Origin of the sequence: Piscinibacter sp. XHJ-5 (assembly GCF_029855045.1) — a bacterium.
GTDB lineage: Bacteria > Pseudomonadota > Gammaproteobacteria > Burkholderiales > Burkholderiaceae_C > Albitalea.
This window is the reverse complement of record NZ_CP123228.1, coordinates 6,457,965-6,484,114: the sequence shown is the minus strand read 5'-3', so window position 1 is coordinate 6,484,114 and position 26,150 is coordinate 6,457,965. Positions and strand designations below refer to the sequence as shown.

General features: G+C 63.4%; 19 protein-coding genes. 10 read left to right on the top strand and 9 right to left on the bottom strand.

Going from position 1 to position 26,150, the window contains the following annotated elements; all coding sequences use genetic code 11:
• Positions 1 to 58: 58 nt before the first annotated feature.
• The 3 genes from uvrA to P7V53_RS30700 all read right to left on the bottom strand — a co-directional run bounded on the left by uvrA (position 59) and on the right by P7V53_RS30700 (position 4,686).
• Positions 59 to 2,911: an excinuclease ABC subunit UvrA gene (gene uvrA / locus P7V53_RS30710; protein ID WP_280153274.1), complete on the bottom strand. Its 2,853-nt coding sequence runs from the start codon at positions 2,909 to 2,911 to the stop codon at positions 59 to 61.
• Positions 2,912 to 3,037: 126 nt separating this feature from the next.
• A complete protein-coding gene (locus tag P7V53_RS30705) occupies positions 3,038 to 4,048 on the bottom strand; it encodes a hypothetical protein (RefSeq protein ID WP_280153273.1) in 1,011 nt (336 codons plus the stop codon).
• Complete coding sequence (locus P7V53_RS30700) at positions 4,045 to 4,686, bottom strand: sigma-70 family RNA polymerase sigma factor (protein WP_280153272.1); 642 nt, start codon at positions 4,684 to 4,686, stop codon at positions 4,045 to 4,047. Before P7V53_RS30700 ends, P7V53_RS30705 begins: the two co-directional genes overlap by 4 nt.
• A gap of 79 nt (positions 4,687 to 4,765) precedes the next feature.
• Here P7V53_RS30700 and P7V53_RS30695 point away from each other — a divergent pair, with 79 nt between their 5' ends.
• A complete protein-coding gene (locus P7V53_RS30695) occupies positions 4,766 to 5,170 on the top strand; it encodes an Ig-like domain-containing protein (RefSeq protein WP_280153271.1) in 405 nt (134 codons plus the stop codon).
• On the opposite strand, the gene P7V53_RS30690 is transcribed toward P7V53_RS30695, so the two are convergent.
• Positions 5,160 to 5,810 carry a GNAT family N-acetyltransferase gene (locus tag P7V53_RS30690; RefSeq protein ID WP_280153270.1) on the bottom strand — a complete coding sequence of 217 codons (651 nt, stop codon included), beginning with the start codon at positions 5,808 to 5,810 and terminating at the stop codon, positions 5,160 to 5,162. The genes P7V53_RS30695 and P7V53_RS30690 overlap by 11 nt on opposite strands.
• Positions 5,800 to 7,677, bottom strand: a complete 1,878-nt coding sequence (gene recQ, locus P7V53_RS30685) for a DNA helicase RecQ (RefSeq protein WP_280153269.1) — start codon at positions 7,675 to 7,677, stop codon at positions 5,800 to 5,802. Before recQ ends, P7V53_RS30690 begins: the two co-directional genes overlap by 11 nt.
• Before the next feature lie 169 nt (positions 7,678 to 7,846).
• On the opposite strand from recQ, the gene P7V53_RS30680 reads away from it, so the two are divergent.
• Both P7V53_RS30680 and P7V53_RS30675 read left to right on the top strand, forming a co-directional pair.
• Complete coding sequence (locus P7V53_RS30680) at positions 7,847 to 8,236, top strand: hypothetical protein (protein WP_280153268.1); 390 nt, start codon at positions 7,847 to 7,849, stop codon at positions 8,234 to 8,236.
• Positions 8,237 to 8,238: 2 nt separating this feature from the next.
• Positions 8,239 to 8,685: a DUF2846 domain-containing protein gene (locus P7V53_RS30675; protein WP_280153267.1), complete on the top strand. Its 447-nt coding sequence runs from the start codon at positions 8,239 to 8,241 to the stop codon at positions 8,683 to 8,685.
• A gap of 655 nt (positions 8,686 to 9,340) precedes the next feature.
• On the opposite strand, the gene P7V53_RS30670 is transcribed toward P7V53_RS30675, so the two are convergent.
• Positions 9,341 to 9,667 (bottom strand): helix-turn-helix transcriptional regulator, encoded by a 327-nt coding sequence (locus tag P7V53_RS30670; RefSeq protein WP_280153266.1) that lies wholly within the window; start codon positions 9,665 to 9,667, stop codon positions 9,341 to 9,343.
• Between P7V53_RS30670 and P7V53_RS30665 the strand changes: the two genes are divergently transcribed.
• Positions 9,666 to 10,499 carry a hypothetical protein gene (locus P7V53_RS30665; RefSeq protein WP_280153265.1) on the top strand — a complete coding sequence of 278 codons (834 nt, stop codon included), beginning with the start codon at positions 9,666 to 9,668 and terminating at the stop codon, positions 10,497 to 10,499. The two genes, P7V53_RS30670 and P7V53_RS30665, sit on opposite strands and share 2 nt — an antisense overlap.
• A gap of 2 nt (positions 10,500 to 10,501) precedes the next feature.
• Positions 10,502 to 10,939, top strand: a complete 438-nt coding sequence (locus tag P7V53_RS30660) for a hypothetical protein (protein WP_280153264.1) — start codon at positions 10,502 to 10,504, stop codon at positions 10,937 to 10,939.
• A 561-nt stretch (positions 10,940 to 11,500) separates the two neighbouring features.
• Here the strand turns inward: P7V53_RS30660 and P7V53_RS30655 are convergent.
• From P7V53_RS30655 to P7V53_RS30645, 3 genes are read right to left on the bottom strand one after another with little or no spacing between them, the layout of a single operon-like run.
• On the bottom strand, positions 11,501 to 12,118 hold the full coding sequence (locus P7V53_RS30655) for a hypothetical protein (RefSeq protein WP_280153263.1): 618 nt from the start codon (positions 12,116 to 12,118) through the stop codon (positions 11,501 to 11,503).
• Positions 12,119 to 12,146: 28 nt separating this feature from the next.
• Entirely contained in the window at positions 12,147 to 13,352 is a 1,206-nt protein-coding gene (locus P7V53_RS30650; RefSeq protein ID WP_280153262.1) for a hypothetical protein, read from the bottom strand.
• Positions 13,353 to 13,408: 56 nt separating this feature from the next.
• Positions 13,409 to 15,670, bottom strand: a complete 2,262-nt coding sequence (locus P7V53_RS30645; RefSeq protein ID WP_280153261.1) for a hypothetical protein — start codon at positions 15,668 to 15,670, stop codon at positions 13,409 to 13,411.
• A 655-nt stretch (positions 15,671 to 16,325) separates the two neighbouring features.
• Between P7V53_RS30645 and P7V53_RS30640 the strand changes: the two genes are divergently transcribed.
• The 5 genes from P7V53_RS30640 (at position 16,326) to P7V53_RS30620 (ending at position 26,139) form a co-directional block, all read left to right on the top strand.
• Positions 16,326 to 16,718 (top strand): hypothetical protein, encoded by a 393-nt coding sequence (locus tag P7V53_RS30640; RefSeq protein ID WP_280153260.1) that lies wholly within the window; start codon positions 16,326 to 16,328, stop codon positions 16,716 to 16,718.
• A gap of 175 nt (positions 16,719 to 16,893) precedes the next feature.
• The gene (locus tag P7V53_RS30635; protein ID WP_280153259.1) at positions 16,894 to 19,005 is read left to right on the top strand and encodes an N-6 DNA methylase; all 2,112 of its coding nucleotides are present in this window, start codon (positions 16,894 to 16,896) and stop codon (positions 19,003 to 19,005) included.
• A complete protein-coding gene (locus tag P7V53_RS30630) occupies positions 19,002 to 20,384 on the top strand; it encodes a hypothetical protein (RefSeq protein ID WP_280153258.1) in 1,383 nt (460 codons plus the stop codon). The genes P7V53_RS30635 and P7V53_RS30630 overlap by 4 nt, the downstream gene beginning before the upstream one ends.
• On the top strand, positions 20,372 to 24,535 hold the full coding sequence (locus P7V53_RS30625) for a serine/threonine protein kinase (protein WP_280153257.1): 4,164 nt from the start codon (positions 20,372 to 20,374) through the stop codon (positions 24,533 to 24,535). The genes P7V53_RS30630 and P7V53_RS30625 overlap by 13 nt, the downstream gene beginning before the upstream one ends.
• On the top strand, positions 24,532 to 26,139 hold the full coding sequence (locus tag P7V53_RS30620; protein ID WP_280153256.1) for a hypothetical protein: 1,608 nt from the start codon (positions 24,532 to 24,534) through the stop codon (positions 26,137 to 26,139). The genes P7V53_RS30625 and P7V53_RS30620 overlap by 4 nt, the downstream gene beginning before the upstream one ends.
• Positions 26,140 to 26,150 lie beyond the last annotated feature (11 nt).

Genomic DNA, 26,150 nt, shown 5'->3' with positions numbered 1-26,150 from the left:
CGGGATCGCGCTGCGCCGATCTCAAAGCCCGGCTTGCATCCGGGCTACGAGACGCCGATCAGGCGTCGAGCAGCGGCTTCAGGTAGCGGCCGGTGTAGCTCGCCGGGTTGGCGGCCACGTCTTCCGGCGTGCCGCTGGCGACGACGGTGCCGCCGCCGGCGCCGCCTTCGGGGCCCATGTCGATCAGCCAGTCGGCCGTCTTGATCACGTCGAGGTTGTGCTCGATCACGACGATGGTGTTGCCGGCGTCGCGCAGCTGGTGCAGCACCCTCAGCAGCAGGTCGATGTCGGCGAAGTGCAGTCCGGTGGTCGGCTCGTCGAGGATGTACAGCGTGCGGCCGGTGTCGCGCTTGCTGAGCTCGAGCGCCAGCTTGACACGCTGCGCCTCGCCGCCGGACAGCGTGGTCGCGCTCTGGCCGAGCCGGATGTAGCCCAGGCCCACGTCGAGCAGCGTCTGCAGCTTGCGCGCGATGGCCGGCACCGCGCTGAAGTACGCATGCGCGTCCTCCACCGTCATGTCGAGCACCTCGGTGATGTTCTTGCCCTTGTAGAGCACTTCCAGCGTCTCTCGGTTGTAGCGCCGGCCATGGCAGACGTCGCAGGGCACGTAGACGTCGGGCAGGAAGTGCATCTCCACCTTCAGCACGCCGTCGCCCTGGCACGACTCGCAGCGGCCGCCCGCCACGTTGAAGCTGAATCGTCCCGGCCCGTAGCCGCGCTCGCGGGCGGCCGGCACCTCGGCGAAGAGCTCGCGGATCGGCGTGAACAGGCCCGTGTAGGTGGCCGGGTTGCTGCGCGGCGTGCGGCCGATCGGGCTCTGGTCGACGTTGATGACCTTGTCGAACACGTCGAGCCCGTCGATCGAGTCGTGCGGCTCCGGCTCGGCGTGGCTGTTGTAGAGCTTGCGCGCGACCGCTGCGTACAGCGTGTCGTTAACCAGCGTGCTCTTGCCGGAACCGGAGACGCCGGTCACGCAGGTGAACAGGCCGACGGGGATCTCCGCGCTGACGCCTTTCAGGTTGTTGCCCCTGGCATTGACGATGCGCAGGCTCTCCGCTTCGGAGGCGCGGCGCCATGGATGGCGCACCTTCGGCACCGGAATGCGCAGCACGCGCGCCAGGTACTTGCCCGTCAGCGACTCGCTGCTGTGGGACACGTCCTCGGCCGTGCCCTGCGCGATCACGCGCCCGCCGTGGGCACCCGCGCCCGGGCCCATGTCGATCACGTGGTCGGCCGAGCGGATCGCATCCTCGTCATGCTCGACCACCAGCACGCTGTTGCCGATGTCGCGCAGGTGCCTCAGCGTGCCGATCAGCCGGTCGTTGTCGCGCTGGTGCAGGCCGATGCTCGGCTCGTCGAGCACGTACATGACGCCGGTGAGCCCGGAGCCGATTTGCGAGGCGAGCCGGATGCGCTGCGCCTCCCCGCCGGAAAGCGTGTCGGCGCTGCGGTCCAGGCTCAGGTAGCTCAAACCCACGTCGTTGAGGAAGGTGAGCCGCGAGCGGATCTCGCGCACCACCTTGTCGGCAATCTCCGCCTTCGCGCCCTGCAGCCGCAGGGTCTCGAAGTAGTCCAGGCACTCGCGCAAGGTGAAGTGCTCGACGCGGTAGATCGGCTCGCCGCGCTCCTCGCGCTCGTCGAAAAGGAACACGTTGCGCGCTTCGCGCCGCAGCCGCGTGCCTTCGCATTCGGGGCAGGGCTTGGCGCTCTGGTAGCGCGCCAGGTCCTCGCGCACCGCGGCCGAGTCGGTTTCCTTGAAGCGCCGCGTGAAGTTGGGAATGATCCCCTCGAACGGATGCAACCGCTTCACGCTGCGCGTCTTGCCGCGAGCGCCTTCGGCCTCGTAGACGAAGGCGATGTCCTCGGCGCCGGAGCCGTACAGCAGCACCTGCTTCGCGCGATCGGGCAGGTCCTCGAACGGCGCGTCGATGTCGAAGCCGTAGTGCTTCGCCACGCTTTCGAGCAGCGAGAAGGTGTAGCCGTTGCGCCGGTCCCATCCCTTGACCGCGCCGCTGGCCAGGCTGAGGGTGGGAAAGCCGACCACGCGGTCCGGGTCGAACACCGTCACCAGCCCCAGACCGTCGCAGCTCGGGCACGCGCCGACGGGCGAATTGAACGAGAACAGCCTCGGCTCGAGCTCCGCCAGCGAGTAGCTGCAGATCGGGCAGGCGAACTTGCTGGAGAACAGATGTTCGCGATCCGCGTCCATCTCGAGCGCGATGGCGCGGCCGTCGGCGATGCGCAGCGCGGCTTCGAAGCTTTCCGCGAGCCTCTGCTGCAGCCCCGGCTGCACCTTGACGCGGTCGATGACGACGTCGATGTCGTGCTTCTCGGCCTTCTTCAGCTTGGGCACGTCGGACGCTTCGTAGGCGGCGCCATCGACGCGAAAGCGCACATAGCCCTGGGCCTGCATGTCGGAAAACAGCTCGCCGAACTCGCCCTTGCGGTCGCGCACCACCGGTGCCAGCACCATCAGCTTGGTGCCCTCGGGCAACGCGAGCGCGGCGTCGACCATCTGGCTGACGCTCTGCGCGCGCAGCGGGAGGTGGTGATCGGGGCAGAACGGCGTGCCGGCGCGGGCGTACAGCAGGCGCAGGTAGTCGTGGATCTCGGTGACGGTGCCGACGGTGGAGCGCGGGTTGTGCGAAGTCGCCTTCTGCTCGATGCTGATCGCCGGGCTGAGGCCCTCGATCACGTCGACGTCGGGCTTGTCCATCAGCTGCAGGAACTGCCGCGCATAGGCCGAGAGGCTCTCGACGTAGCGGCGCTGGCCTTCGGCGTACAGCGTGTCGAACGCGAGGCTCGACTTGCCCGAGCCGGACAGTCCGGTGATCACCACCAGCTGGTTGCGCGGGATGTCGAGATCGATGTTCTTGAGGTTGTGCGTGCGCGCGCCGCGCACGCGGATCATCGGGGCCTCGATGGAGGCCTCGGTCGAGGATCCTGCACGGGAAAGGTCGTCGGAGGGGACGGCGGACATCGGAGCGCGGCGCAAACCGGCCATGATAACGACGCCGCCGAGTCGGCGGACGCACCCCTACTGCGTCGCCTCCTGCAGCCGGGCGCGGAGTGCCCGCTCGTCGGCGGCCCCGAGCGGGGCCTGCCAGCGTCGCAGCGTTCCATCCGGCGAGCGGGTTTCCCAATGCGCCGCGCCGCTGTCCACGCCCAGCCGATGCGAGGTGCCGTCCTGGTGGCGCAGCACCAGGTCCTCGCCCGACCCGGCCGGCCCCGCGCCGGGCGATCGATGCCAGCGCCTGCCGGTCTCGGCATCGAGCTGCGTCAGCCAGCCGGTGATGCGGTCGCCGACCGGCTGCTCTGCCACGCCGCCGCGGTGCCACGACCAGCGCGAAGCATCGACGGCGAGCGTGGCACGCAGATCGGCCAGCGACGCCGTTTCGGTCGAGAGCGAAAGCCGCTGGCGCAGCTCGCGCGAATCGCCCGACAGCACGGCGGGGGCGCGCTGCGCTTCGGCGAGCGGCGAAGCGGGCGCGGCGGGTGTCGGAACCGTGGCCGCCGCTGCCGCCGGGGCCGGCGGCGGGGGCGCGGCGGCCATGACGTCTGCCGTGCCCGCGGCCTTGGCCGTCGCATCGACCGCGGGCGCCGGCGCACGCCGCGCCTCGCGCCTGACAGGCGTCTCGAGGGCCGGTGCCGGCGCCTGGGTCGACCCGGTCGCCGTCGTCGATGGCGCCTTGGCCACCGGCACCGGTGGAGCGGCCGGCGCGGGGGCGGCGTCCGGCTCGGGTGCGATGGCTGCGGGCCGCGGCGCGTGCTCCTGCGGCGGGCGGTCCCACCAGATCAGGCCCACGGCCGTCGCGACCATCACGCTCGCAAATGCCGCACCGATCGACGGACGCGCCAGCCAGCTCCACCAGCGCGCCGATGTCGATGCAGCACGCGGCGCCGGCGCTTTTGCGTGCGCCTCGCGAAGGATGCGCTCGCTGAGCGCCGGCGGCGGACCGACGTGGACGTCGGGCGCGTGCCGCAAGGCCGCGCGCAGCCAGGCGTCGCGCTCGGCGTCCTCGGACGGCAGCGGCCGCTCGCCGTTCATCGCGTGTCTCCGGTGGGGCCTTGCATGGGCGCGAGGTACGCCCCCATGCAGGTCCTGAGCTTGCTCATCGCGTAGCGCAGACGCGTCTTGGCGGTCTCGAAGCCGACATCGAGCGCGTTCGCCACCTCGGCCAGCGGCAACCCGTCATCGTGGTGCAGCAGAAAGGCGCTGCGCTGCGGCAGCGGCAGCTCGTCCAGGCAGTGCAGCAGGCGCTCGCCGGCCCGCCGCCAGAACGCCAGGTCCTCGCTGTGCGGCGCGGCGCTGGCCGGCGCCGGCCAATGCTGCCAGGCGGCGGCGTCGGGCTCCCAAGGCTCGCCGTCGTCTTCGGCATCCAGCGACACCTCGCGCCCGCTGCGCCGCCACACGTCGATGACGCGGTGGTGCGCCAGCGTGAACAGCCAGGTGCGGAACGTTGCGCCCTGGGGCTGCCACTGCGACCGCGCATGGATCACGCGCAGCCAGGTGTCCTGGAACACCTCGTCGACCTGCCCCGCCAGCGACGGGCCGAGCAGGCGGCGGATGAAGCGGTACAGCGCCGCCTGGTGGCGCGCGTACAGCGGCTCGAACGCCGAGGCGTCACCGGACGCATAGGCGCTCATCAGCTCGTCGTCGCCGGGTTCAGGCCGGGGAGCCAGCATGGATCGATCTGCTCATGGCGAAGGTGATACGGCCCAGCCGCATCACCGGGGTGAAATGTTTCGTCGTAGCATAGTTCCCATGCCCGCGAGGATCCGAGCCGCCCTGTCGTGGGCCGCGTTGCTCACGGCCGCGGCGTGCGTGCTGCACGGCTGCGGCGGCAGCATTCACTTCGGCTTCGGCGACGACTTCGATGACGGGCCGCCCTCGGTGAACCTCACCACCGCCGCGGTCAGCGTGCAAGCCGGCCAAACCGCGCGCTTCGTCGCCGCGGCGTCCGACGAGGACGGCGTGGACCGGGTGTCGTTCTACCGCGTCGACGGCAACGCATCGGTGCTCCTGGGCAGCGACACCAGCGCGCCTTACGAATGGAATGCCGTCGCGCCGGCCGACGGGCGCAGCTCGCTGCAGGTGTTCGCTCGGGCTGTGGACGGCTTCGGCAGCGAGGCCGACAGCGCCACCGTGTCGGTGGCCATCACGCCGTGACCGGCGGCGGCAGCGCCAGCCGGCGCCCCATCCAGCGGCCCCACGCTGCCTGTTCGAGCACCTCGAACGCCAGCCGTTCGTAGAACGCGTTCGCGCGTGGATTGGACGCCGACACGCCGAGGTGAACGCCCGGCACGCCGGCCGTCTGCAGCGGCTCGAGCAAGGTCGCCATGAGGTGCGCGCCGAGGCCGCGTCCCTGCGCGCGCGGCAGCAGATCGATGTGCAGGTGGGCCGGATGCGTGTCGAGAAAGTCCATGTGGGTGGGCACGCCGGCATGCGCGCGCCGCGTGAGATCCGCCTGCGGGCCTTCCCGATCCGGATCGGGAAGGGGGTGGCGGCGGCGCAGCGCCGGCCACCACTGCTGCTCGCCGCGGCTCGCGTACTCGCGCGTGTCGGGCGTGGCGACGATGTAGCCGGCGATGCCCGCGTCGTCCTCGCCGAGCCAGCACCATAGCGGCTCCAGCTCGAGGTACGGCAGCAGGAAGATCTCGGCGAGCAGCCCCGGATCGGCGTAGCGGCTGCGTGCGTCGCCGCCGTCATGGCCGGTGCGCAGGCAGATGTCGATCAGCGCCGGCCGATCGGCGGCTTGCGGATGTCGCACGTACCACATGCCGCTGCGCTGCGCCGCCTCAGCCGGCACCGGACTCCAGCACGCGCAGGATCTCGCGGCCGTAGGCTTCGAGCTTCTTCGCGCCGACCCCGCTGATCTGCCCGAGCTCTCCCAGGCTGGCGGGGCGCGCACGCGCCATCTCGGCCAGCGTGGCGTCGTGGAACACCACGTAAGCCGGCAGGTTGTGCTCGCGCGCGACCTCGGCCCGCCAGGACTTGAGCGCCGTGAACAGCGTGGTGCCCTGGGCGTCCAGCGGCAGCGGCGTCGGCTTGTCCCTTGCGGTGCGCGGGGTCCTGGCGGACTTGCCGCGACCTGGTGCTTCGTTCGCCTGGCGCAGCAGCATGTCGACTTCGCCGCGCAACACGAAGCGCGCGCTCGAGGTGAGCTCGAGGGTGTTGAACTCGCCCTCGGTGCGGACATGCCCCAGCGCGATGAGCTGGCGCAGCACGGCGCGCCACTGCAGGTCGTTCAGGTCGGCGCCGATGCCAAAGGTGGACAGTCGCTGGTGCTGGAACTGCGTGACCTTGTCCGTCACCTTGCCGCGCAGCACATCGATCAGGTGGCCCGCGCCGAAGCGCTGGCCGCCGTTCTGGTGGAAGCGGTAGATGCACGACAGCGCCTTGCGTGCCGCCTCGGTGGCGTCCCAGGTGGCGGGCGGATGCAGGCAGTTGTCGCAATTGCCGCACGGCACGCTGCCTTCGCCGAAGTACGCCAGCAGGCGCACGCGGCGGCAATCGTGCGCCTCGGCAAGGGCCAGCAGCGCGTCGAGCTTCTGGCGCTGGCCGCGCTTGAACTCGTCGCCGGCCGGGCTTTCGTCGATCATGCGCCGCTGGTTGACGACATCGGCCAGCCCGTAGGCCATCCAGGCGTCGGCCGGCAGGCCGTCGCGGCCGGCGCGGCCGGTTTCCTGGTAGTAGCTCTCGATGTTCTTGGGCAGGTCGAGGTGGGCGACGAAGCGCACGTCCGGCTTGTCGATGCCCATGCCGAAGGCGATGGTGGCCGCCATCACCAGGCCGTCCTCGCGCAGGAAGCGGTCCTGGTGGCGCTTGCGCATCTCGGTGTCGAGGCCGGCGTGGTAGGGCAGTGCGGCGATGCCTTCGCTGCTGAGCCACTCGGCGGTTTCCTCCACCTTCTTGCGCGACTGGCAGTAGACGATGCCGGCTTCGCCTTCGTGCTCGTCCTGGATGAAGCGCAGCAGCTGCGCGCGTGCGTTGTCCTTTTCGACGATGGCGTAGCGGATGTTGGGGCGGTCGAAGCTGCTGATGAACACGCGCGCCTGCTCGAGCTGCAGCCGCTCGATGATGTCGGCGCGCGTCAGCTCGTCGGCGGTCGCGGTGAGCGCGATGCGCGGCACGCCGGGGTAGCGCTGGTGCAGCACGTTGAGCGCGAGGTAGTCTTCGCGGAAGTCGTGGCCCCACTGGCTCACGCAATGAGCCTCGTCGATCGCGAACAGGCTCAGCAGGCCGCGCTCGCGCAGCGAGTCGAGCTGCGCCAGGAAGCGCGGCGTGGTCACGCGCTCCGGCGCGGCGTACAGCAGGACCAGCCGGCCGCTCATCATCTCGCGCTCGATCTTCTGCGTGTCCTCGAAGCTCAGCGTGGAGTTGAGGAAGGCCGCATGCACGCCCGCTTCCTCGAGCGCCCCGACCTGGTCGTGCATCAGCGCGATCAGCGGTGAAACGACCACCGCGACGCCGCGTCCCGCGCGGTGCCGCACGATGGCGGGCACCTGGTAGCACAGGCTCTTGCCGCCGCCGGTGGGCATGAGGACCAGCGCATCGCCGCCGGCGACCACGTGCTCGACGATGTCGGCCTGAGCGCCGCGGAATGCGGCGTAGCCGAACACCTCGTGCAGCACGGCCAGGGAGGTGTCGACGGAGGCGGTGACGGCGGAATTCACGGGACGGCAGGCGGCGGGAGCGAGAGACCGGGATGGTACGGGACGCCGTCGCGCGCGCTGCCGTCACAACGGGGGAAGCCATGAGAGGCGGTGCGCACGCCACTCGTTACACTCGCGCTCCAGATCAGATCGCCCGGCGCCGACCGGGAACAAACGAGGGAGGAATCACATGCGATACCGCGCTTGCAGCGCGCTGCTGGTGGCCGCCGTGCTCGTCGGCTGTGCGGGTGAAGTCGTGCGTCAGCCGGTGGAGCTGAACGCGTCGGTGCCCGAAGCGGGCCGGCTCTACACGCTGCGCAACGACGTCGAGGTCAGGCTCGAGTCGAACTACACCCGCATCATCCGCGCCCACACCGAATTTTCCGTCGCCGGGAGCTTGCCGCAGGGCACCGTTCTGCGCCCGACGCAGACGGTGCTCACCGTCGAGGGCCGCCACATGCACGAGGCCTACGCCGTGCTGCGCGACGACCGCCTGGTCGGCTTCTACCTGCCGGTCGAGAAAGCGTTCTCCCCGTTGCCGCTGGCAACCTCATTTCCCCTCGTTCAAAGGAAAGACTGACGATGAAGACCCTGTATCGCGTTGCGCTGTTGCTGGTGGTGGCTTTTCTGACCGCTTGCGCTTCCGGCCCCAAGCACGCCGAAGTGGCCTCCTCCATTCCGGGTCTCAAGCCGGACCAGGGGCGTGTCTACGTTTACCGCAGCAGCAGCATGATGGGCGCGGCGATCCAGCCCAATGTGCTGGTCAACGGGAAGGTCGCCGGCGAGTCCAAGCCGGGCGGGTTCTTCTTCGTCGACCTGCCGGCGGGTCCGATCGAGGTGGCGACGTCCACCGAAGTGGAGAAGAAGCTGAGCTTCACGCTGAGCGCCGGCCAGATCCGCTACGTGCGCACCAGCATCGGCTTCGGCCTGATGGTCGGACGCGTCTATCCGGAGCTGGTGGACAACGCCGAGGGCGCGAAGCAGCTGGCCGAAACGAGCTACATCGGCGCGCCGCTCAGCAAGCGCTGAAGCGACTCGTCCGGTCGTCGAACGGCACGGTGTTCCCCGTGCCGTTCGTGCTTCCGGGGGCCCCGTGTGGACGTCATGGTAGCCGCCGGCGCAGGCGATAATCGAGGCATTCCCGTCATCTGGAGTTCGGTCCATGGCCTCGGTCAACAAAGTGATCTTTGATCACATGACTTGATTTGCCGTGGAGTGTCTTGATTGCAGCGTCAGATTGGACAGAGTTGGCTGGCTTCGTCCTATGGACGAGTAGCAGGGAGGGGTCCGGGGAGGGGGTCGCGAGCCTGTGGATAACTTGCGACCGAAGTGCCATCATCGGATGGTCATGATCAAGCATTCCCGGCCTATCGGCGAAGCTCACCTCACACGTTGGCGTCAGCTCGATGCCTCGCAAGTTTTGGCAGCGATTGCCGAACACGTCAAGATGGATCTGACGTTCGTTCCGATAAAGGACACAAGCAGTTCCAGGTGGCACGCAAGTGTGGGCGGTGTTGACTACGAACTCTTGCTCACCGGACCCAGATTCTGGGACTGTCGCGCTCACGTGGGTGGGGGTGGCGCCATTGACTTGGTCATGCATCTGACGCGCGCGGAGTTTAAGGCGGCTGCCCTCAGGCTTATAGCCGCCGGCCTTTGACGGCTCGGCCAGACCCTGGCGCCACTACACGGCGGTTCCTGGGGGAGACGCAGCAAGACGCACTGCCCGCTCACGTGTGCGACGCACCAACAACTCTGGCGTGAGCCCAAGGCTGTGAGCGATCGAGAAGACCACCGACAACGAAGGCTGTCGGCGGCCGTTCTCCAATAGACCGATGTAGGTGCGGTCGATATCAGCGTCGTGCGCCAGCTGTTCCTGGGTAATCCCCGATTCCTGACGTGCTTCGCGAACGATGTTCGCAAAGGCTTCGACCAGAACAGGATTTCGCGCACCCGACATGCGCAGACTATCTCGGCCGATGCGACTATAGTCCACCGACAATAGTCGCATGGATGAGAGCATGAATATGCCGGACATACTGCCCAAGGTCAGTCGCTGGCGGGTGGTCTTCAGACCTATCTGCACGATCCACCTCGCAGCAGCGGCAGCCGTCCTTACCGGCTGCGCAGCGAACAACCCGCAGGCCGTGCTTGATTGGGACGGCTTCATTGCCTCATTCGCCGGAGAGGCCCGAAAACAGCCCCAGTACGCAACCGCAGCAGTGAAAGTCGTCGGCAACCCTGACGCGAGCGCTTCGATCGCGGGGGGCAACGCGAGATTTGAACGCTGGTGCGCGGCACATGGTGGCAAGAGCGATGCCACACAGACACTCGCCCGCTCAAACCCCACGGTGAGCATCTTTCACGACGCACTTGGGTTGAAGAGCAACGCCGAACAAGCGCGTGGAATTGATTGGAAGCCGATCAACGCAGTGGCCTGCGTTGATGTTCACAGTGCAGAACTGATTGCAGCGATGGTCAGCGAGCAGGGCAAGAACGAAGCGCGAACGTCTGAGGGCAAAGTGGTGGACAGGGTGACTCGTGTCTTCTTCACCAGGCAACAAGCAGTCGAGTTCAACGATGAGTACGCAAGACGGGAGATTGAACGCACTGAGCAAGCCGTTGCGGTATCGCGTGACCGCGAGGCCAAACGTGGGGCCGCAACGCGAAGACTTCGGGAAAATCCACGGATTGGCGATCGGACGCTGAATGGAACCATCGTTGACATTCGCCCGCCTCTGGTTCTGGTTCAGTACGACGAACGCTACCGAGTTCTCACGAATCGACCATTGACCGAGTGGCTTCGAATTGACGCCTTGTCGGCACCGTCCGATGGCCTGTGACCATGGGGCATAGCGCTTCTGAGGATTGGGTTTCTGGCATTTCCGAATCGCTTCGCGGCCTCGTAGCTGCCGGCGCCGACGAGGAAGAACTCGGACAATTCATTCAAGCGAAGAAGGATGGTGACGCTGATCTCGCGAATCGGATTTTGCGCACTCCACGTCTGCCAACGATGGCGAGAGGCGCTTCAGACCTCGGCGAGAACCTCGATGATGTCTTGGATCGATTGAGAGTTGCGGCTCTCAAACCTGTGGTGAACAAGATGGACGCTCGCATGCTGCGTCTGTACGTTCAATGCGTGTGGCATGTATCGGAACAAATCGTCAGGACGCACAAAGACGAATCGTTCTGGTCCGTCGAGGCGGCCGTCACCGCGGTTGCGGACGTTGTCATGAAGTTCTCACTTGCTCAACAAAAGGCCATTGCCGACTTGCACCGATGATCGAGAAAGACGTGTTGGCCTTGGAATCCAAGTTTGTCGTGGACAGCACAGTGATGACGCGATGGCCGGATGCCACTGAACGCTCCCGCCTTGGCTCACCCCAATGCATGATCTTGATTGCAGGCAGCAAAGTGACTTCCTTCCGCACGCGCGCCCCACGGAGGCCGAAATGAGTACACCCGAAGAACGAATGCGCGCGTTGCGGAGGGGATTGGAACTCCTGGAAGCCATACAACTGGATCCAGCTGTTCCTGTCGAAAGTCGCGATGAGGCTAAGTCGCTCGCGCTACGGTACCCCACGCCAGCCTCGCTAAACGAGTTGCTCGCCTCCGGCGCGAGACATCTTCCCGGAGAAGTGGGGTCGGCAATCGACCGTGCACGAGGGCTGTTTGAGGAGCTGCAATCGCGCGGCGTAGGTTCTACAAGCACAACACGCCGCCTGTCGTACACGTTGCGGCATTTCCCTCTTCTCCCCGCAGCAGAGCGAGCTGATGACTGCCTGAGGGGTCTGCAAGATTGGTTGCAGCCTGAATGCCTTGACAACACCTTCGACTTCCTACGCTAGCGCGCCAACGGCGCCTTCGCCGGGTAGATCGCTTTCCTCTCGGTGTCGAGTCCCACAAGGTCAAACTCTGGAAGCATGCTCACATAGTTGGAGACGGCCTGAAGCTGCTCCGATACCGTGTCCTTCTCGTCTATGTCCTCGGGCTGTAGGTCATCTGGTTCGTCGAACACCACGCGCACGTCAACATCGCCGTAGTCGTCGCGGATGTGCAGCGCGCTACCGAAGAGCTCGATGCTCGCGATCTTGATGCGAGCACCCGGGCGGGCATTCAATGCTGCAGCCGCAGCGACCAAGTCCGCGATGATCACGTCCATTTGGGCCCTCGAAATCCGAGGGAGCCCGTTCGCGCCAAGCAGCGCCATCGCCGGCGTTAGCGGCTTGCCACTGCCGTCCAGGTACCCTCGCTCGACCAGCTCGGCGAACAGCGCTCTAGCCTGCGTGTCTTGCACTCCCAGTTCCGATGCCACGAAGTCGGCGGAAAGCCTCTTTAGAGGGACTACCCACTCGCCGTCCAGCTGTTGCGGGGGAGCGATGGGCACCTCCATGAACGCCCTGAGAAGAGCCTGAACTTCAGCCGCGGTCGCGTGGGTGAAGTGAACGGTACAGATGTCCATTTGGGCGGATTCCTCAGCTGACCCTCGATCATTCTTCGTCGTCCAGGGTTGGGCAGACGAACTTCAGCACTTCGGTCGCCAGTTCATGCCATAAGTCATCAGCAACCTCGGTGGCCGGCCGCTTCTTCTTATCGACGAAATGATCGTCCACTGATTGCCATGCGGAAAACTGCTTCTTGGGCTTAGGCTCTCCTGCATCCAGAAGCTTCAATCTGATGCGCTTTAAGGCCAGGCTTTCATGGTCGAAACTCAGCGACGCGAAATAGCTCTGTCCCTTCTTGGCTTCGTCATCCATCTCGGTGACCTTGGCGATCAACTCTTGTTTGATGCGACCCGAAAGGTCTAGGAATGCTGCTCGCTTGCTGACCTTGTCCAGGGCGCTTATCGCTCTATCGTGCTCTTTGAGCCCGTCCTTCAGATATTCCCAGTCGAGGTCACACTTGTAGCCTGTGAAGGTGAGGCCATCGGAAAAGTGAGAGCTGCTTCGATACTGCTCGAGCTTCTCCAGCTCCTGCAAGGCGACATGAGGATCGGTCGTCTTGAGAATGTTGTCGATCGCGACCAACGCCTCCTCCATGTCATACAGGAGTGAGCGCAGCTTGTCCCTGTAGTCGTAGAACGCACGAGGTATGTCTTCCTGAGAGTTCGGAATTGGCAGCGTGTATGCGAAGTCAATGTCGCGCTTTTCAACCTTGCGGTACGGGATGTTGACCCGGTCCAGAAACCGCAAGGACTCTGAGGAAGAGCGTTGCGCCAATTCGTGCTGAATCTTGTCGAGCGCCTGTCGCCGGTTCAGGACGCGAAACTTTTCATCGAGAGCCTTCTTGCCTGCGATGTAGCGTGGTGGGTCGTCCTTCGATCGATCAAGTGTCTCGGCGATTTCGCGGGATGACAACAAATACATTCCCGCCTGATCCTCGTTGCCGACGTGCAGGACCGCGAAGAATCCCTTGAGCGGTTCACCTTTGTCATCGATCACGTACCGGCACGGGATGTACTGAGTCGTAGCCTGGTCCTGGTAATACTTGGCCTGCACGATTCCAACGCGCGGAGGCGCGGCGTCGGTAAAGCGGGTAGAGAACGAGCGCAGCTGGATCAGGAAGTCGGCGCCATCAATGTCAACGGATCGTTCCAGGACCCAAAAGCGGTCCAGAAGGAATGCCTTCGTGCGGGCCTCTCCGGCGGCGCCGTGCTCCATGATCTTGAGCCAGACTGGCTCGCTTGCGCTGGTCAATCGATATCTCCTCTTGTTCCGGGTGACGGTCGTCTCTGCCCTTCAATGCTCTGCGTTTAGGGCAGCATCGTCCCGCCGTTCTCTTCGACTGCCGCCCGCACGAGTTCGCGGACTCCGCGCATGAATTCAATGGCCGGGGCCGTGTTGACCGTGCCGGGGACGGGCGCCGCCAACTCATAGATGCCGCGGATATCGACGGCTCGACGCGCTGCTGATCCCTTGCCTTTGTGCTCCAGGCCGCGGCGCCAGTCCATCAGGTGTTCGTCGATCAGTCGTTGCAGCGCAAGTTGATGCAGCCGGCTGAACACGACCTGGCGGATCGGCGCGATTGCCTGCTGCGCCTCATCGGCATCGACAGGCGATCGGGACCAGCCGATCGGGTTGTCGAGGAAATTCGCGACCTCTTCGATGATGCGGCCGACCAGATCGGCAACCGGCCGCAGCGAGTCGTACTCGACCCCGGTCTCGTTCGAAATCTTCCGGTTAAGCGCTTTGATGCGGGTCCAGTGCTCTGCCGGCAGCGTGGCGCCGATCGCCAGGCCCAGGCGTGCCGCCCATGCCTTCTGGAAGCTGTCCGCCGCGCGCTGCACGGCAAAGCCGAGCCCGGAGGCGTCATATTGAGGCTTGGCATCGGGCACCGGGGGCGGCTCGACCAATTTCTCGACGAATGCGATCAGCTTGTTCAGCTGCGCCTTCACACCGGGCGGCAGCTTCGTGCTCGGCCCGTCGAGTGCGCCCAGCATGAAGCTCTGGTCGTCAATCGTTCGCTCCATAGCGGCCACGATCGGGGCGTTCAACACCTCCTTCAGCTTGGAGAGATAGTTGTGAACGGAGGCAAGCACGTGCGCGCGCTTGTCGGCGAAGGTCGGCAGGTTGAGGCCCTTGACCTGGTCGAAGTGCGTGAAGGCGAGCAAAAGCTTGTTGTAGTTGCCGCTCGACGCGACGGCACGCAGGACCGACTGGGCCGCCGCCTGCACCGGCTGCTCGGCGTTGTCCACCAGCAGGATGGCATCGACTTCCGAAAAGCGCCGCGTAATGTGCGTCGTCACGCTCGTTGACGAGTCCGGCGTGTGGCCGAGGCCCTGGCCGTCGAGTAGCACAACCTTGGCCTGATGGTCCGTGTACGTAGGGAAGAGGGGGCCCATGACGCGGATGCCGTCGACCAGCGGTGTCAGCAGCTTGCCGAACGACGGCGCGAAATTGCTCGAAAACCAGCGCACCTGCTTCAGGAACTCGGTCCGGTCATCCGTGCGGTACGTCCACATGAGCGGCCACTTCGAGCTGGCGCTACGGTAGGTCCGCTCGCCGCCCTGCATCGCATCGAAGCGTTGCAGCGCTTCGTCGATCACGTCGTGGACGATGTCGTGAAACCGCTCGTCGGCAAACAGCTCGCTCTGGAAGATTTCAAGGGCTGCTTCGCGATCTTCGGCGTTTGCGGAATGCGGATCGGGGAGAAGCTCCTTGCTGATCGCCCCGGCCTTCGATGCGGCAAGCTTCGTGATGCGGCCGACATAGTCCACCAGCCGCGCTTGCAGCGCTTCGGCGTCGGCGCCGGAGACCGCTTCGTCGCTGCTCGCAGCCGCCGTGGCCGCTTGGTCCGGTTCGCCGAAATCCCATTCGTCTGCGGCCGGCTCTGCGGGTAGATTCTTGCGCCATGAACCTAGCAGGTAGCTCAGGCGAAAGCGCTGGTCCGGGTGATGCAGAAAGCGATCCGCCACCTTGTCCTCGGGCAGCTTGTCCCAGACGGCGGCGCAGGCGTTGAGCACGCAGTCTTCGACGTTGGCCTGGATGACCGTCTCGGAGAAGAAGGTCACCGCTGCCCGGAACTCGCCGGCAGCCGGAATAACTTCGATATCCGATACCGTGGTCTTGGCCGTCGAGGTGGATGGGAAACGGTCCAGCTCTGGGTCTGATCCGATCAGGTGGCGCAACAACGAGGTCTTGCCAGCGCCCGTCGTGCCGACGAACAGTGTCCTTGCATAGCCCTCGGCCCTGCCGGGCAGTGGGATGACGCTGTTGCGGGTTTCAAAGGAATCGGCGACGCCGGCCTGGATGCCGTCATAGAACGCATCGACGATGCGCTGGTCGAAAGCCTCGAGCGCGTCCTGATGCTTTGCTGCCGTCCACCAGACTTCGTCCTGGAGCAGTTGGTTCATCTGGGCGACGAGGACCTCGGCCTTGGCCTTGTCATCGGTGCCCAAGCCGCGACGCATCTTCAGGCCGGGCTTGCCCTTCGAGTCGAGCTTCAGGGGATGCCGGAAGCTGACGCTAAACCCCGGCCTACCGGGCGTCGTCGAGAGAGAAGCGGTGTAGGCCATAATCTGCACTCCTTGTTGTTCCATGTTGTACCGGGTGCACTTTAGTCGTGCGTCGACTCGTTGTCAAGCAAGTTGGAACATCGTGGAACAACGCCTCAAGCGGGCGTCGTGAGCGAGCGCTAACGCCTATCGCCTCTCGCCCAACCGGGTCGCGGCTAGCGCCGTCATCGCGCCGCCGATGCCAAGGCCGATGGTCGGATTTGTGCGCTTTGGGTCGACGGCCGCCGCCGACGTTGCACGGATCAGGTGGTCACTTCGACTGGGGTGCGCAGGTAGCTCACGCAATGAGCCACCTCGCTGCGACGATGAGGACAACTGCTGCTTCAAGACGGTCTCGGCTCCGTTCAACCTGATTCCGGACGGCAAAGCACGTGCGCGCCGAGCGGGGCAAGTTCTTCCGCCGCTGAGGCGGCTTCAACGTGCTGGCTCGGCACGCAGATCAACGGCTCCCGGAGCCTCAGACGACCCGTCCGCATCATCCCGGCATCAAGGCATAGGGCGCCGGCCAATCCGGCGATCTTGGGCATTCGCGCTTGTTATGTAAATCGGACATACGAAGTCACTCGTCCGTAAGACACTTTATATAATTTGTTATACGAAACATTCCAGATCTAGTGCAAAATAACGCGCACATATCAACGAAGTCACACAAAACGTGGCATTGCCCTCTACCGTGCCGACGGAGCAAGCTGTTGCGCTCTTGCAGGAGGCGCCGCTGCGTGAGCTCATTGCTGCTCGTGTTGTGTCTGGCGTGGTGGCTCAGGGGGGTCAAGGCGGCTTTGTGCTGGAGATTCGATTTGGAGAACGAAGAGCCTTGCTCGCAAGCGCGCGGGGCAACGCACGCACGTTCGCGTCGCTCGCCACCGTAGCTGTACTGTTGCAGCGGCTCGGCCATCCGCGCTTCGAAGTCGACGCCACCAACTACATCCGTGGACGCGTGCGCGCCGCTCAACCGCTGAGATCAGCTTCCATGAAGGCGGGCACGCTACCCAAGTCAACGCATCGGAAGCCCAAGAAATCTCGACGGGAGCCTTCGGATGGGCATTGAAGCCCACGGCGGAATGCCGCCCACGATGCCTGTTCAGGCTCCTGCGGGCATCCAAAGCGGCACCGCGCAAGAGCACGAACCGGCGGCCTTATGAAGCGGGTGTCGGTCGGCGGTATTTTGGGCGCCGTGGCTGCAGCGCGCGTCCGCGATCAAAAAATCAAACTGGAGAAATACTTTGGCACGACAGCGCAAGCCTAAAGACAATGAAGCGAACTTTGCCGCTGCCAGCGAAGAGAACAACGACGAGCCGAGCGTCAGTGGTGGCGATGAGGACAGCACTGAACTCCTTGCACCTGACACTCTGGTTTGCGCGCTCACCGGCGAGCTAGTCCCGGACAAGCCCGAGGAGCGTGTACTTCAGGGCCTCGTTGAACAGCTCCATCGCGAGTATCGTGTCGAGCTTTCAGACATGGAGCGAGAAGTGACGCTCTCGTGTCGTGACGCCTCTGGAAAAAAGAAGACCACCACGATTGCCATCGCTGTCTACGATCATGGCAAGCCGCATGACGATGACAACATCATTCGAGTCGTTCTCATTGGCAAGGCAAACGCGAAGGCTTCGGACGCTTCGGTGGAGCAGCTCGATCTAGTCCTTTCCAACCTTAGCGACGAGCGCCCCGAGGTATACGGTGTGTGGACCAACGGAAGAGATATGACCTTCCGGATGCGTACGTACGATTCGGCGACCGGATTTCCCGTCGGGACGGAGCTGACGGACTTCCCAGCGCCGGACGAGAGTTTGGAGGACCTGAACGATGCCGACCGGCGCGCGCTACGCGTCGCTGCTGGCGACTCATTACTGCGCGCGTTCAATCACTGTCATGACTATCTGTCGACGCAAGGACTTCGCGACGAGAAAGCGTTCTGGCAACTGCTTTACCTCATCTTTGCGAAGATCCTCGATGAGCAACAAAGCAAGCGCTTGTTCTTTGTCGGCGCCACCGAACGTAATACGCCCGCGGGCCAAGAGCGTATCGCCAAGCGTATTCATACGTTGTTCGATCACGTCAAGGACGCATTCAAAGATGTGTTCGATGGCTACGAGCGGCTTGAGCCGAACGATCGCGCCCTCGCCTATGTCGCTGCTCAGTTGGCGCGATTCGATTTACTCTCTACCGACACCGACGCCAAAGGAATGGCCTTCGAGGCCATTACCTCGCACACACTGAAGCAAAAGAAAGGCCAGTTCTTTACGCCTCGCAATGTCATTCGGATGATGGTGGAGATGGTTGACCCACAGCCTGGTCGGCGCGTGCTAGATCCGGCATGTGGCAGCGGTGGCTTCTTGATCGTCGCGCTCAATCACGCACGGCGCCGGTTTCTCCGCCAGATTGGTTGCCCCCACCCTGAGGATCCCGTTCCTAGCGAAACGAAGAAGGCTGACCCGCTTGTGAAGCGCTACGCGCGGGAGAGCTTGTTCGGGTTCGATGTTGATAGCGACCTACGCAAGGCTGCTCGAATGAACATGGTCATGAACGGCGACGGTCACGGCCATATCTCAAACTTCAACAGTCTGGAGTACGGCGTATACGGCGCTAGAGAGACTCCCGGCAACACGCGCTATCGCACGCCGGAAATGGAGATGCTGGAGCGAGAGTTGGGCGTTGGTCCCGGCGAGGCGCACGGTCAATTCGACTACGTGTTCACGAATCCCCCCTTCGGAGCCAAGATTCCAGTCGAAGACCCAGAGGTACTTCGCCACTACGACTTGGGTCACACGTGGCGCCGCGAGGGCACCCAGTGGGTCAAGTTCGCGCTTCAAAAAAAGGTCCCGCCTGAAGTTCTGTTTATCGAGGCGTGCCTCAAGTTCCTGAAGCCCGGGACGGGCGTGATGGCGCTTGTCCTACCTAACGGCATTCTTGGGAATCCCGGCGAGCAGATGGAGTACGTCCGCACCTGGTTGCTCAGAAACGGAGAGCTACTTGCAAGCATCGACTTGCCAGGAGAAACATTCCTACCCCAAGTGGCCGTGCAGGCAAGCTGCGTGTTCGTGCGCCGTCGCGCATCGAACGAGACTCGCATGGTGGGGAAACACGGCCCGAAGCAGCGGCCGGTCTTTATGGCGATCGCAGAAGACTGCGGCCATGGGCGACGAGGCGAGCCGAGCTACTTGCGCGAGCCCGATGGTTCCCAAAGCCTATTTGAAATAGAGACGCCGGACCGGTGGGAACGTGATGGTCAGGTGCACGAGCGTGTGCGTCTCCGCAAGGGTAAGCGTATTGCCGACGACCTACCATTGATCGCCGAGGAATACCGCCGTCTCGTCGCCGAGGGGCGATTCAAGTGAAGACCTTCGTTGTCGACGAACCAAGTGTCGGCGCGTTGCGGGCCTTGAACTACTCGCCAGCCGTGGAGCGAATTCGGCGCGCTGGTTCAAACTCGGCTCGCCCTCTCAGTTCCATCGTTAAAGAATTTGGTCGGGCCTACGGGACGGTTTTCACCCGACGCGACTGTGATTCGAATCACGGCGTTGAGCTGATCACGCAAGGTGACATGTTTGCGGCCGAGCCCACCGGACGAATCATCCGCTTGGACTCAATGCATCACCCCGAGCGGCATATCGTTACCCGAGGTCAGGTGCTCATCTCAGGTGCAGGAACGCTCGGTGAGAACGAGCTATTCGGACGATCAATCCTCGCCGATGGTCGCCTCGTAGGCAAGTACGTCGGTCCGCACGCCATGGCCCTGCAGTTTGAGGCTCCAGACGATGACTTCTCTCTATTCACGTACGCTTGGCTGGCTTGCCCGACAGGCATTCAGGCCATTCGCTCGACAAGCTATGGAACCAAGATTCTCGGTCTCCGAAAGGACCTGCTCGGTTCACTTCCAATTCCTCTTGCGCACTCATCCGTTGTAGGGAAGATTGCGTCGCTTGTGAGAAGTTGCAGCGAAGGCAGGGAAACATTTCTGCGTGACATTCGGCGAGCGAGAACGCTGGTCGAACAGCTTCCTGAGATGCAGCAAGCACATGAGATGTGCGGCGCGCTTCGGCGCCACTCGATCATGTGGAGCGGACCATTTCCGTCTTTAGTAGCGTGGAATTTTGCCTCCTCCGGCGGCGCCCTGCGACACCTACGTACTAAGTGGAAGTCCACGCTCGGGGATCTTGTGGAACAAGGTGGCATCTACAACGGGCCGCGTTTCGCACGAGTGGAGTGCCGACCCCCATTCGGGGTGGAGTTTATGTCGCAGCGCGACGCAATGTTGATCCGGCCGGCGCCACGTCAGATTGTTCATCCTGGCTTCGACGACCGACTGCTATTTGCGAGAGAGGGGACCATTTTGGTGGGAGGGCACGGCACTCTTGGGGAAGGCGAAGTTTTTGGGCGGGCGGTCCTCGTTCATGGGCGCTACTCTCAGGCCGCGTTTACCCAAGACCTGCTTCGTGTGGTCCCAAAGGCGTCCAAAGCACATGCCCTCTACGCCTACCTCACTACGACTGTTGGGTTTCGACTCCTCCGAACAACCGCGGTCGGAACAAAAATACTAAGTCTGCGAGAGGACATGCTGCGCGCTTTGCCCGTGCCAGACTGGCCAACAGATGTGGAACGAGATGTCTCGGAACTCGTCAGAAGCGCCTTTGACGCTCGCGTCAAAGCCGAACACGCTGAGACGGAGGCGCTCCGAATCATCGAGCAGGAGGTTGTGCCCCAATGGCTCGAATAATTTACACGCCCTCTGGCGGCGATGGCCCCGTTGGACCCTTCGAGCGCGACGTTCTTGAGGTACTGCGCAAAGCACTGCCACGCACCTGGGGGCTGGCTCCGAACTTCCAGCTGAAGCAGCGCGGCCAAGACGCCTTGGAGTACGACATCGTGCTCCTTGCGGCACACGCCTTGTTCGTGATTGAGGCAAAGGAATGGTACGGGCGACTCTCGGGCGACGACCAGGAGTGGCTGCTCAACCACACTCCGAAGCGTTGTCCGATGTGGACTGTGAACCACAAGTGCAAGGTCCTCAAGACCGAACTGGGCGCACTCGCGAGTCATGCCCACGTAGCACCGGTGCTCGTTGTCCCAGACGGCACGGCCTTACATGTGGGCGGTTCGTGGAAGGGTTCGCTTGTTAACCTCGGCGACTTAGCGGTCTGGCTGCAAGATGCGCGCAATGTGCCCTCGCACCGAGCTGGTGAAGACCTGACACCGCTGTTCCCCTCGATGGAGAACGCGCTCCAAGGAAAATGGGCAGCGCGTCAACGGCAGAACCGGCGGCGTGTCGGCAGCTACGAGATCGTTGAGACTCTCCAGGTCGGACCAGACGAGGCGATGTATGTCGCTCGTCGCGCGTACGTTGAGGGTGATCCTTCGCGTTATCGTGTTCGCACGTGGAAGATTCCGTACGGTAGCCATGAGGAAGTGGAGCAGCGCAAAGCGGTAGTGCGGCGCCCGACCGAGGCTGTCGCGCGAATTGGTCGGCATCCAAACCTGCTTCCCGTGCTTCAGTTCGACTATATCGACGAGGACAACGAATTTTTCGAAGTCACCGACTGGTCCGAATATGGATCGCTGCACGGCTTTCTGACCAACACGGAGCGGGACCAGCTTACTGTCCGTGAGCGGTTGGAAATCGCGGAGGGTGTCGCCGCCGCCCTCGAAGTCGTCCACGCCGCTGGCATCGTCCATCGCAACGTGTGCCCGGGCACGGTCCTAGTAGGTTTCGACCGCAAGCCGCGCCTCACCGACTTCGATCGAGCCTATATGGAGTCGGGACGCACTGTCTTCCCCGACACCCAGGGACGGACCAACAGGGCCTATCTACCGCCCGAACTGGCCGATGCGTCGAACTACGATTTCGACACGACTTCGGACATGTACTCGTTCGGCGTCTTGCTCTACCAGCTCCTCACCGACGAACTGCCCTTCGATGGCCCAGATGCGGCGCGTGCTGCAGGTGGTTGCCCACCAAAGCTTCCCTCTGAAGTACGTGCAGGCGTGGAGACAAGCATCGACGAGCTTGTACTCGATTTGCTTAGAACCGACGACTTCAGATCCCGGCCTACCGCTACTGACTCGCTTGCTCGCCTGCGCAGCGTACTCGGCATGACCACGGGTCTCGGCCGCAAAGAACCGTCGCAACCATCCGCGCCAGGCCCCGCGAAGCTTGAGGTCGGTGTGGTCCTTGATGGGGTATGGCGCCTTGATGAGGAGATCGGCAAAGGCACTTTCGCGAAGGTTTACCGGGTGTTCAATCTGGATCACCAACGCACCTATGCACTGAAGGTGCTGGTGGACACCGAGAACGCCGATCTGGCGGTGCACGAGTTCACTCGCGTTCAGCCTCTCCTGCCGACCCACCCGAACATCGTCCGAATCGTGTGGATGGCTCGACTCAGCCCGCCGCTCGACTATCCCTACATCGTGTCGGAGTTCGTGAAAGGTGAAACGCTTGAGCCGTACTGCGCAGGCGAGCGCCGGTTGGCGTGGTCCGACATCAAGGCCATCGGCGTCCAACTGCTTGATGCCTTGGAGGCACTGCATGGCAACGGGGTCTACCACCGCGATATCAAGCCACCGAACGTGATGCTGGAGCTTCCCTCGCACAGGCCCAAGTTGATCGACTTCAATATCGCGGCGATGGCAAGCGAAGCCAAAGGCAAGGCCGGCACTCGCCGGTATTGGGCACCTGACGTGACGACCGTTGGTTGGGGTGCGCACGCCGACCTGTTCTCCCTCGGCATAGTCCTCTACGAATTGGTCGTGCACCGGCATCCGTTTCCCCAAGACCGGCCCGAAGGTGGCACACCGTATGACCCCCGCCAGATCGCAGTGAAAGTGCATCTCTCAAGCGATCTTGCAGAGTTCTTGCTGAAGGCAGTACAACCGTACGCCGCACGCCGCTTCCAATCCGCGTCCGAGATGCGCACCGCACTGGTTGCTGTGCAGTCGATGCTTGCCCCGGCCAAGCGACCCGCCCTATCTACCGACACGTTCCCCGGCATCCGACTCGAACCCGAAGAGGTCGGACGAAAGGACTACAACCCGTATGTCACGCGGATGCTCACGCTTTACAGCCAGGCGCGGCGCACGAACAGCGGGACCCGCGGCCTGGATGAGATCGCCCGGCTCACTTACGTCCGCACGGGCCTCGACGAGAAGCTGGCTCCAACCATCACTACAGGCTGCCATCGCCTTGTGATCGTCACAGGCAACGCAGGTGACGGCAAGACCGCATTCCTCCAGCAGGTCGAAGCTTTGTTCAGCCAGAACGGCGCACTGGTCACGCGACTACCCAGCAAGAATGGCTCCAGCTGGACCTGGGAAGACCGGAGTTACGAGACAAACTACGACGGCTCGCAGGATGAGGAAGATCGCTCCAACGATGCCGTCCTCGACGCATTCCTCAAGCCCTTCGAGGGTGAGGAGATGGCTGGACTCGCTGGGCCGGCAGTGCGTCTCATCGCAATCAACGAGGGCCGGTTACTGGACTTCCTTGCACACGGTCCTCGCGCTAGCGCCTATGGTGGGCTCCGTCGCTTCGTGAACGCGTCCCTTGCCGGAGGTTCGCCGGCCGAGGGTGCGCTGCTGGTCAACCTGAACCTGCGCGCGGTGACCGCCGGCGGTATTACCTCCCTCGTCGAGCAGCAGCTCATGCAGCTTCTGCAACCTGAGCTGTGGGCTCCATGCGAGGGATGTTCGATTCGGGCATCGTGTCCGCTCCTCCATAACGCGAACACGCTTCGGGACCCGAACTCCGGGTCAGCTGTGAGAGAACGCGTGCGGCGGCTGTTCGAGGTGGTACATCTGCGGCGCCGGGCCCATGTGACCATGCGCGATCTGCGCTCTGCGCTCTCTTGGCTTCTTCTGCGGGACCACGGGTGCGCCGATGTGAAGGCGTTGCTCCACAACGCAGACCTACACGGTTCTGCGCCTTTGGTCGCCCTCTACTACACCGAGGCTTTCGCTGATCCGAATACTGCCGCGCGACTACCTGTCCTCACGCCAGGGCCCGACCGCGCGGTTGACCGCCTTGTGCGGCGACTCCGCGAAGCAGACGTGGGTCGGGTAAATCACCCGATGCTCGACCGGCAGCTTGACCACAACGTAGATGGCGCCGTGCCTTGGATGACCTTCGATGGCCGGTCCGAAGTCGCAGCAGCCCAGCTCAGGCGGTATGCCGCCGAAGTTCCACGCCCCAGCGATGATGTGCCTTTCCCCACCGTGGTCGAGGCAAGGCGCCAGCTCGCGGCCGTGCTTCGTCGTTGGGCCTACTACGAGCGGCGCGACAACGGATGGCGCGATATGCTGCCCTATACCTCCGTGGGATTGCTAGAGGCCGTGATCGTGGCCACCACCGATGGCGAGCGTGCCACGGCGTGCAACGATCTCCGCGACCGCGTCGTTGAGGCCGTGAGTGTCGCCGAAGGTGTTCGAAACCCGCTGCTGCGACGCAACTACCTTGCATTGCGGGTCTCACGAGTCGCCACTGCCTCGATTCGCTCATACCGCTTGTTCCCAAAGGATCGGTTTCGAATTGAGGTTTCCCGTCCCGCCCACGGGGACTTCTTGGAGTTCTCGCCCGACGCTGTCGAGTTGGTTTCGACGGAAGGTCCAGCCCGCCTGCGCATATCGCTCGACTTATTGGAGATGATGGAACTGATTCGTCATGGCTATAGGCCTACCGCAGCCGACCTTCAAGGGTTGTTCGTCAGCCTCCTCATATTCCGCAATGAACTCATTACAACCACGTTCGACCGCGTGCTTCTTTCCGCTGACGACGAGCAGTTCTTCGAGGTTTCGGCGGAGAGCCGTCCAGAGGGGATACGGTTGGTGTTGGCGCGTCAAGGCATAGAGGCCGTTGGGCCTTCGGAGGGTGCATGAAGCTCCGCAAACAAGACCAGGAGTTTCGCAACCCGCGAATCTTCTACGCGGATCCAAAGAACGTAGACCTCGACCGTGTGCTGGTTGTGCTCTTTCTCTGGCTCAAGACTGGGGGGATGCGGCCTGCGACCATTGGTCGCCAGAAGGCAGAGTTTGAAAAGGTTGATGTTCATTTCAAACGCTTGGCGGGCTTGCCCGGCGTCACCGGCTTCCTTGAGAACGAGGAAATCGCCAGGCAGTGGTTGGAGACCGATGTGTTCGACCTCGTGAATCGGGGAAGACCTACCGAAGCCATCGCCTCGCTGCGACCGCTCCACTTGGATGCCCACAAGATTCGGGTGGCGAAGTATTGTCGGGACTACAACTTTGCCGATGCGCTCTATGCCATGCTGGAACATGGCGAGGGCAACGCCCACAGAGAGCTAAAGGCATACCTGGAACGAGGTCGGCAGTATCAGGCGGGCGTGCGGCTCGATTTGGAAACGTTGACCGTCCTGAAGCTGGTCGAAGGTGTGAGCGATACACACCCCTCAGGGGAGAAGATCACGCCCTATCCGCCGTTGTGCCGCGGCCAATCCCGTGTTCTCTGCGACGACATCGAACGAATCTTGTCCTACAAGGACGTTCCTCGACCCGTAATGATCGACTACCTGAGGGCGATCTTGGGGTTGCACCTAGGGACGTACACGCTACGCATTGGGCGGCAGCTCGCAGGTTGGATCCGCGACTGCGGCTCCCATCCGACATGTCGATCCTGCCCTGTCTATGGCAACAACGCGGACCCATTTGCTGCATGCCCGTACCAGGTCACCTTTACGACCGACATGGGGGGCGACTACCGGAGCCGCATGGCTCAGCTCGCGCAGGAAGACGCCGCGTCGGAGTACGCGAAGCTCGGCGATTTGGTCAAGTCCGTGTTCGCGATGAACCAGCTCCTCCGTTATGCCCGGGAGGAGCACATCACGGACGACCCATTTGAGGTGCCGTCGTTGCTGGCTACTCCGTCTCCGGAGTTCGAGGCTGATTTCAAGGCGGCACTCAAGCAGATTCGCAGTCTGAATGAGGAGGACGGGACCCTGGCTCCGGAGATCGACGCCATCCTCAATGCTGGCCTGTCTTCCTTCGACACGCTCATCGAGCTGGTCACCCATGTTCGGCAGGCTCACCACATCAAGTACCTCGTACAGATGCTCGACAAACTGTTCCAGAAGAACTCGCCTTTTGGGGTTCTGGTGCAAGGAAAATCAAAGGTGAATCCCCGGCGCTGGCACCTTGGTGGTCGAACCCTCGAAGTGTTGGTGCAACTGGCCGTTCTAAGGGCGAAGGACACGCCGGCCGGCCGCCAGTTCGAGACTGAGCCCATTCTCATTGAGGACTTCCTGATCTGGGTGGAGCAACGTTACGGATTTGTGATCGCACCCGGTGTGACGAGTGCTGGTCGCAAGCCGGTCTCCGTTGACGAGCATCGGGCCTTTCGAGAAAACGTTCGCGCATTGAAGGATCGGCTAAGGGAGATCGGTTTCTATGACGACCTGTCCGATGCCTACAACGCACAGACAATCCGTCCCCGCTATGAACTTCGGGTTGAGGAAACCGCGTCGTGACAGAGCGCCTT

Excerpts from the sequence above, each read along its gene's own strand:
- uvrA (WP_280153274.1), bottom strand. The coding sequence starts at position 2,911 with ATGATCCGCGTGCGCGGCGCGCGCACGCACAACCTCAAGAACATCGAT.
- P7V53_RS30705 (WP_280153273.1), bottom strand. The coding sequence starts at position 4,048 with ATGAACGGCGAGCGGCCGCTGCCGTCCGAGGACGCCGAGCGCGACGCC.
- P7V53_RS30700 (WP_280153272.1), bottom strand. The coding sequence starts at position 4,686 with ATGCTGGCTCCCCGGCCTGAACCCGGCGACGACGAGCTGATGAGCGCC.
- P7V53_RS30695 (WP_280153271.1), top strand. The coding sequence starts at position 4,766 with ATGCCCGCGAGGATCCGAGCCGCCCTGTCGTGGGCCGCGTTGCTCACG.
- P7V53_RS30680 (WP_280153268.1), top strand. The coding sequence starts at position 7,847 with ATGCGATACCGCGCTTGCAGCGCGCTGCTGGTGGCCGCCGTGCTCGTC.
- P7V53_RS30675 (WP_280153267.1), top strand. The coding sequence starts at position 8,239 with ATGAAGACCCTGTATCGCGTTGCGCTGTTGCTGGTGGTGGCTTTTCTG.
- P7V53_RS30665 (WP_280153265.1), top strand. The coding sequence starts at position 9,666 with ATGGATGAGAGCATGAATATGCCGGACATACTGCCCAAGGTCAGTCGC.
- P7V53_RS30670 (WP_280153266.1), bottom strand. The coding sequence starts at position 9,667 with ATGCGACTATTGTCGGTGGACTATAGTCGCATCGGCCGAGATAGTCTG.
- P7V53_RS30660 (WP_280153264.1), top strand. The coding sequence starts at position 10,502 with ATGGGGCATAGCGCTTCTGAGGATTGGGTTTCTGGCATTTCCGAATCG.
- P7V53_RS30655 (WP_280153263.1), bottom strand. The coding sequence starts at position 12,118 with ATGGACATCTGTACCGTTCACTTCACCCACGCGACCGCGGCTGAAGTT.
- P7V53_RS30645 (WP_280153261.1), bottom strand. The coding sequence starts at position 15,670 with ATGGCCTACACCGCTTCTCTCTCGACGACGCCCGGTAGGCCGGGGTTT.
- P7V53_RS30625 (WP_280153257.1), top strand. The coding sequence starts at position 20,372 with ATGGCTCGAATAATTTACACGCCCTCTGGCGGCGATGGCCCCGTTGGA.
- P7V53_RS30620 (WP_280153256.1), top strand. The coding sequence starts at position 24,532 with ATGAAGCTCCGCAAACAAGACCAGGAGTTTCGCAACCCGCGAATCTTC.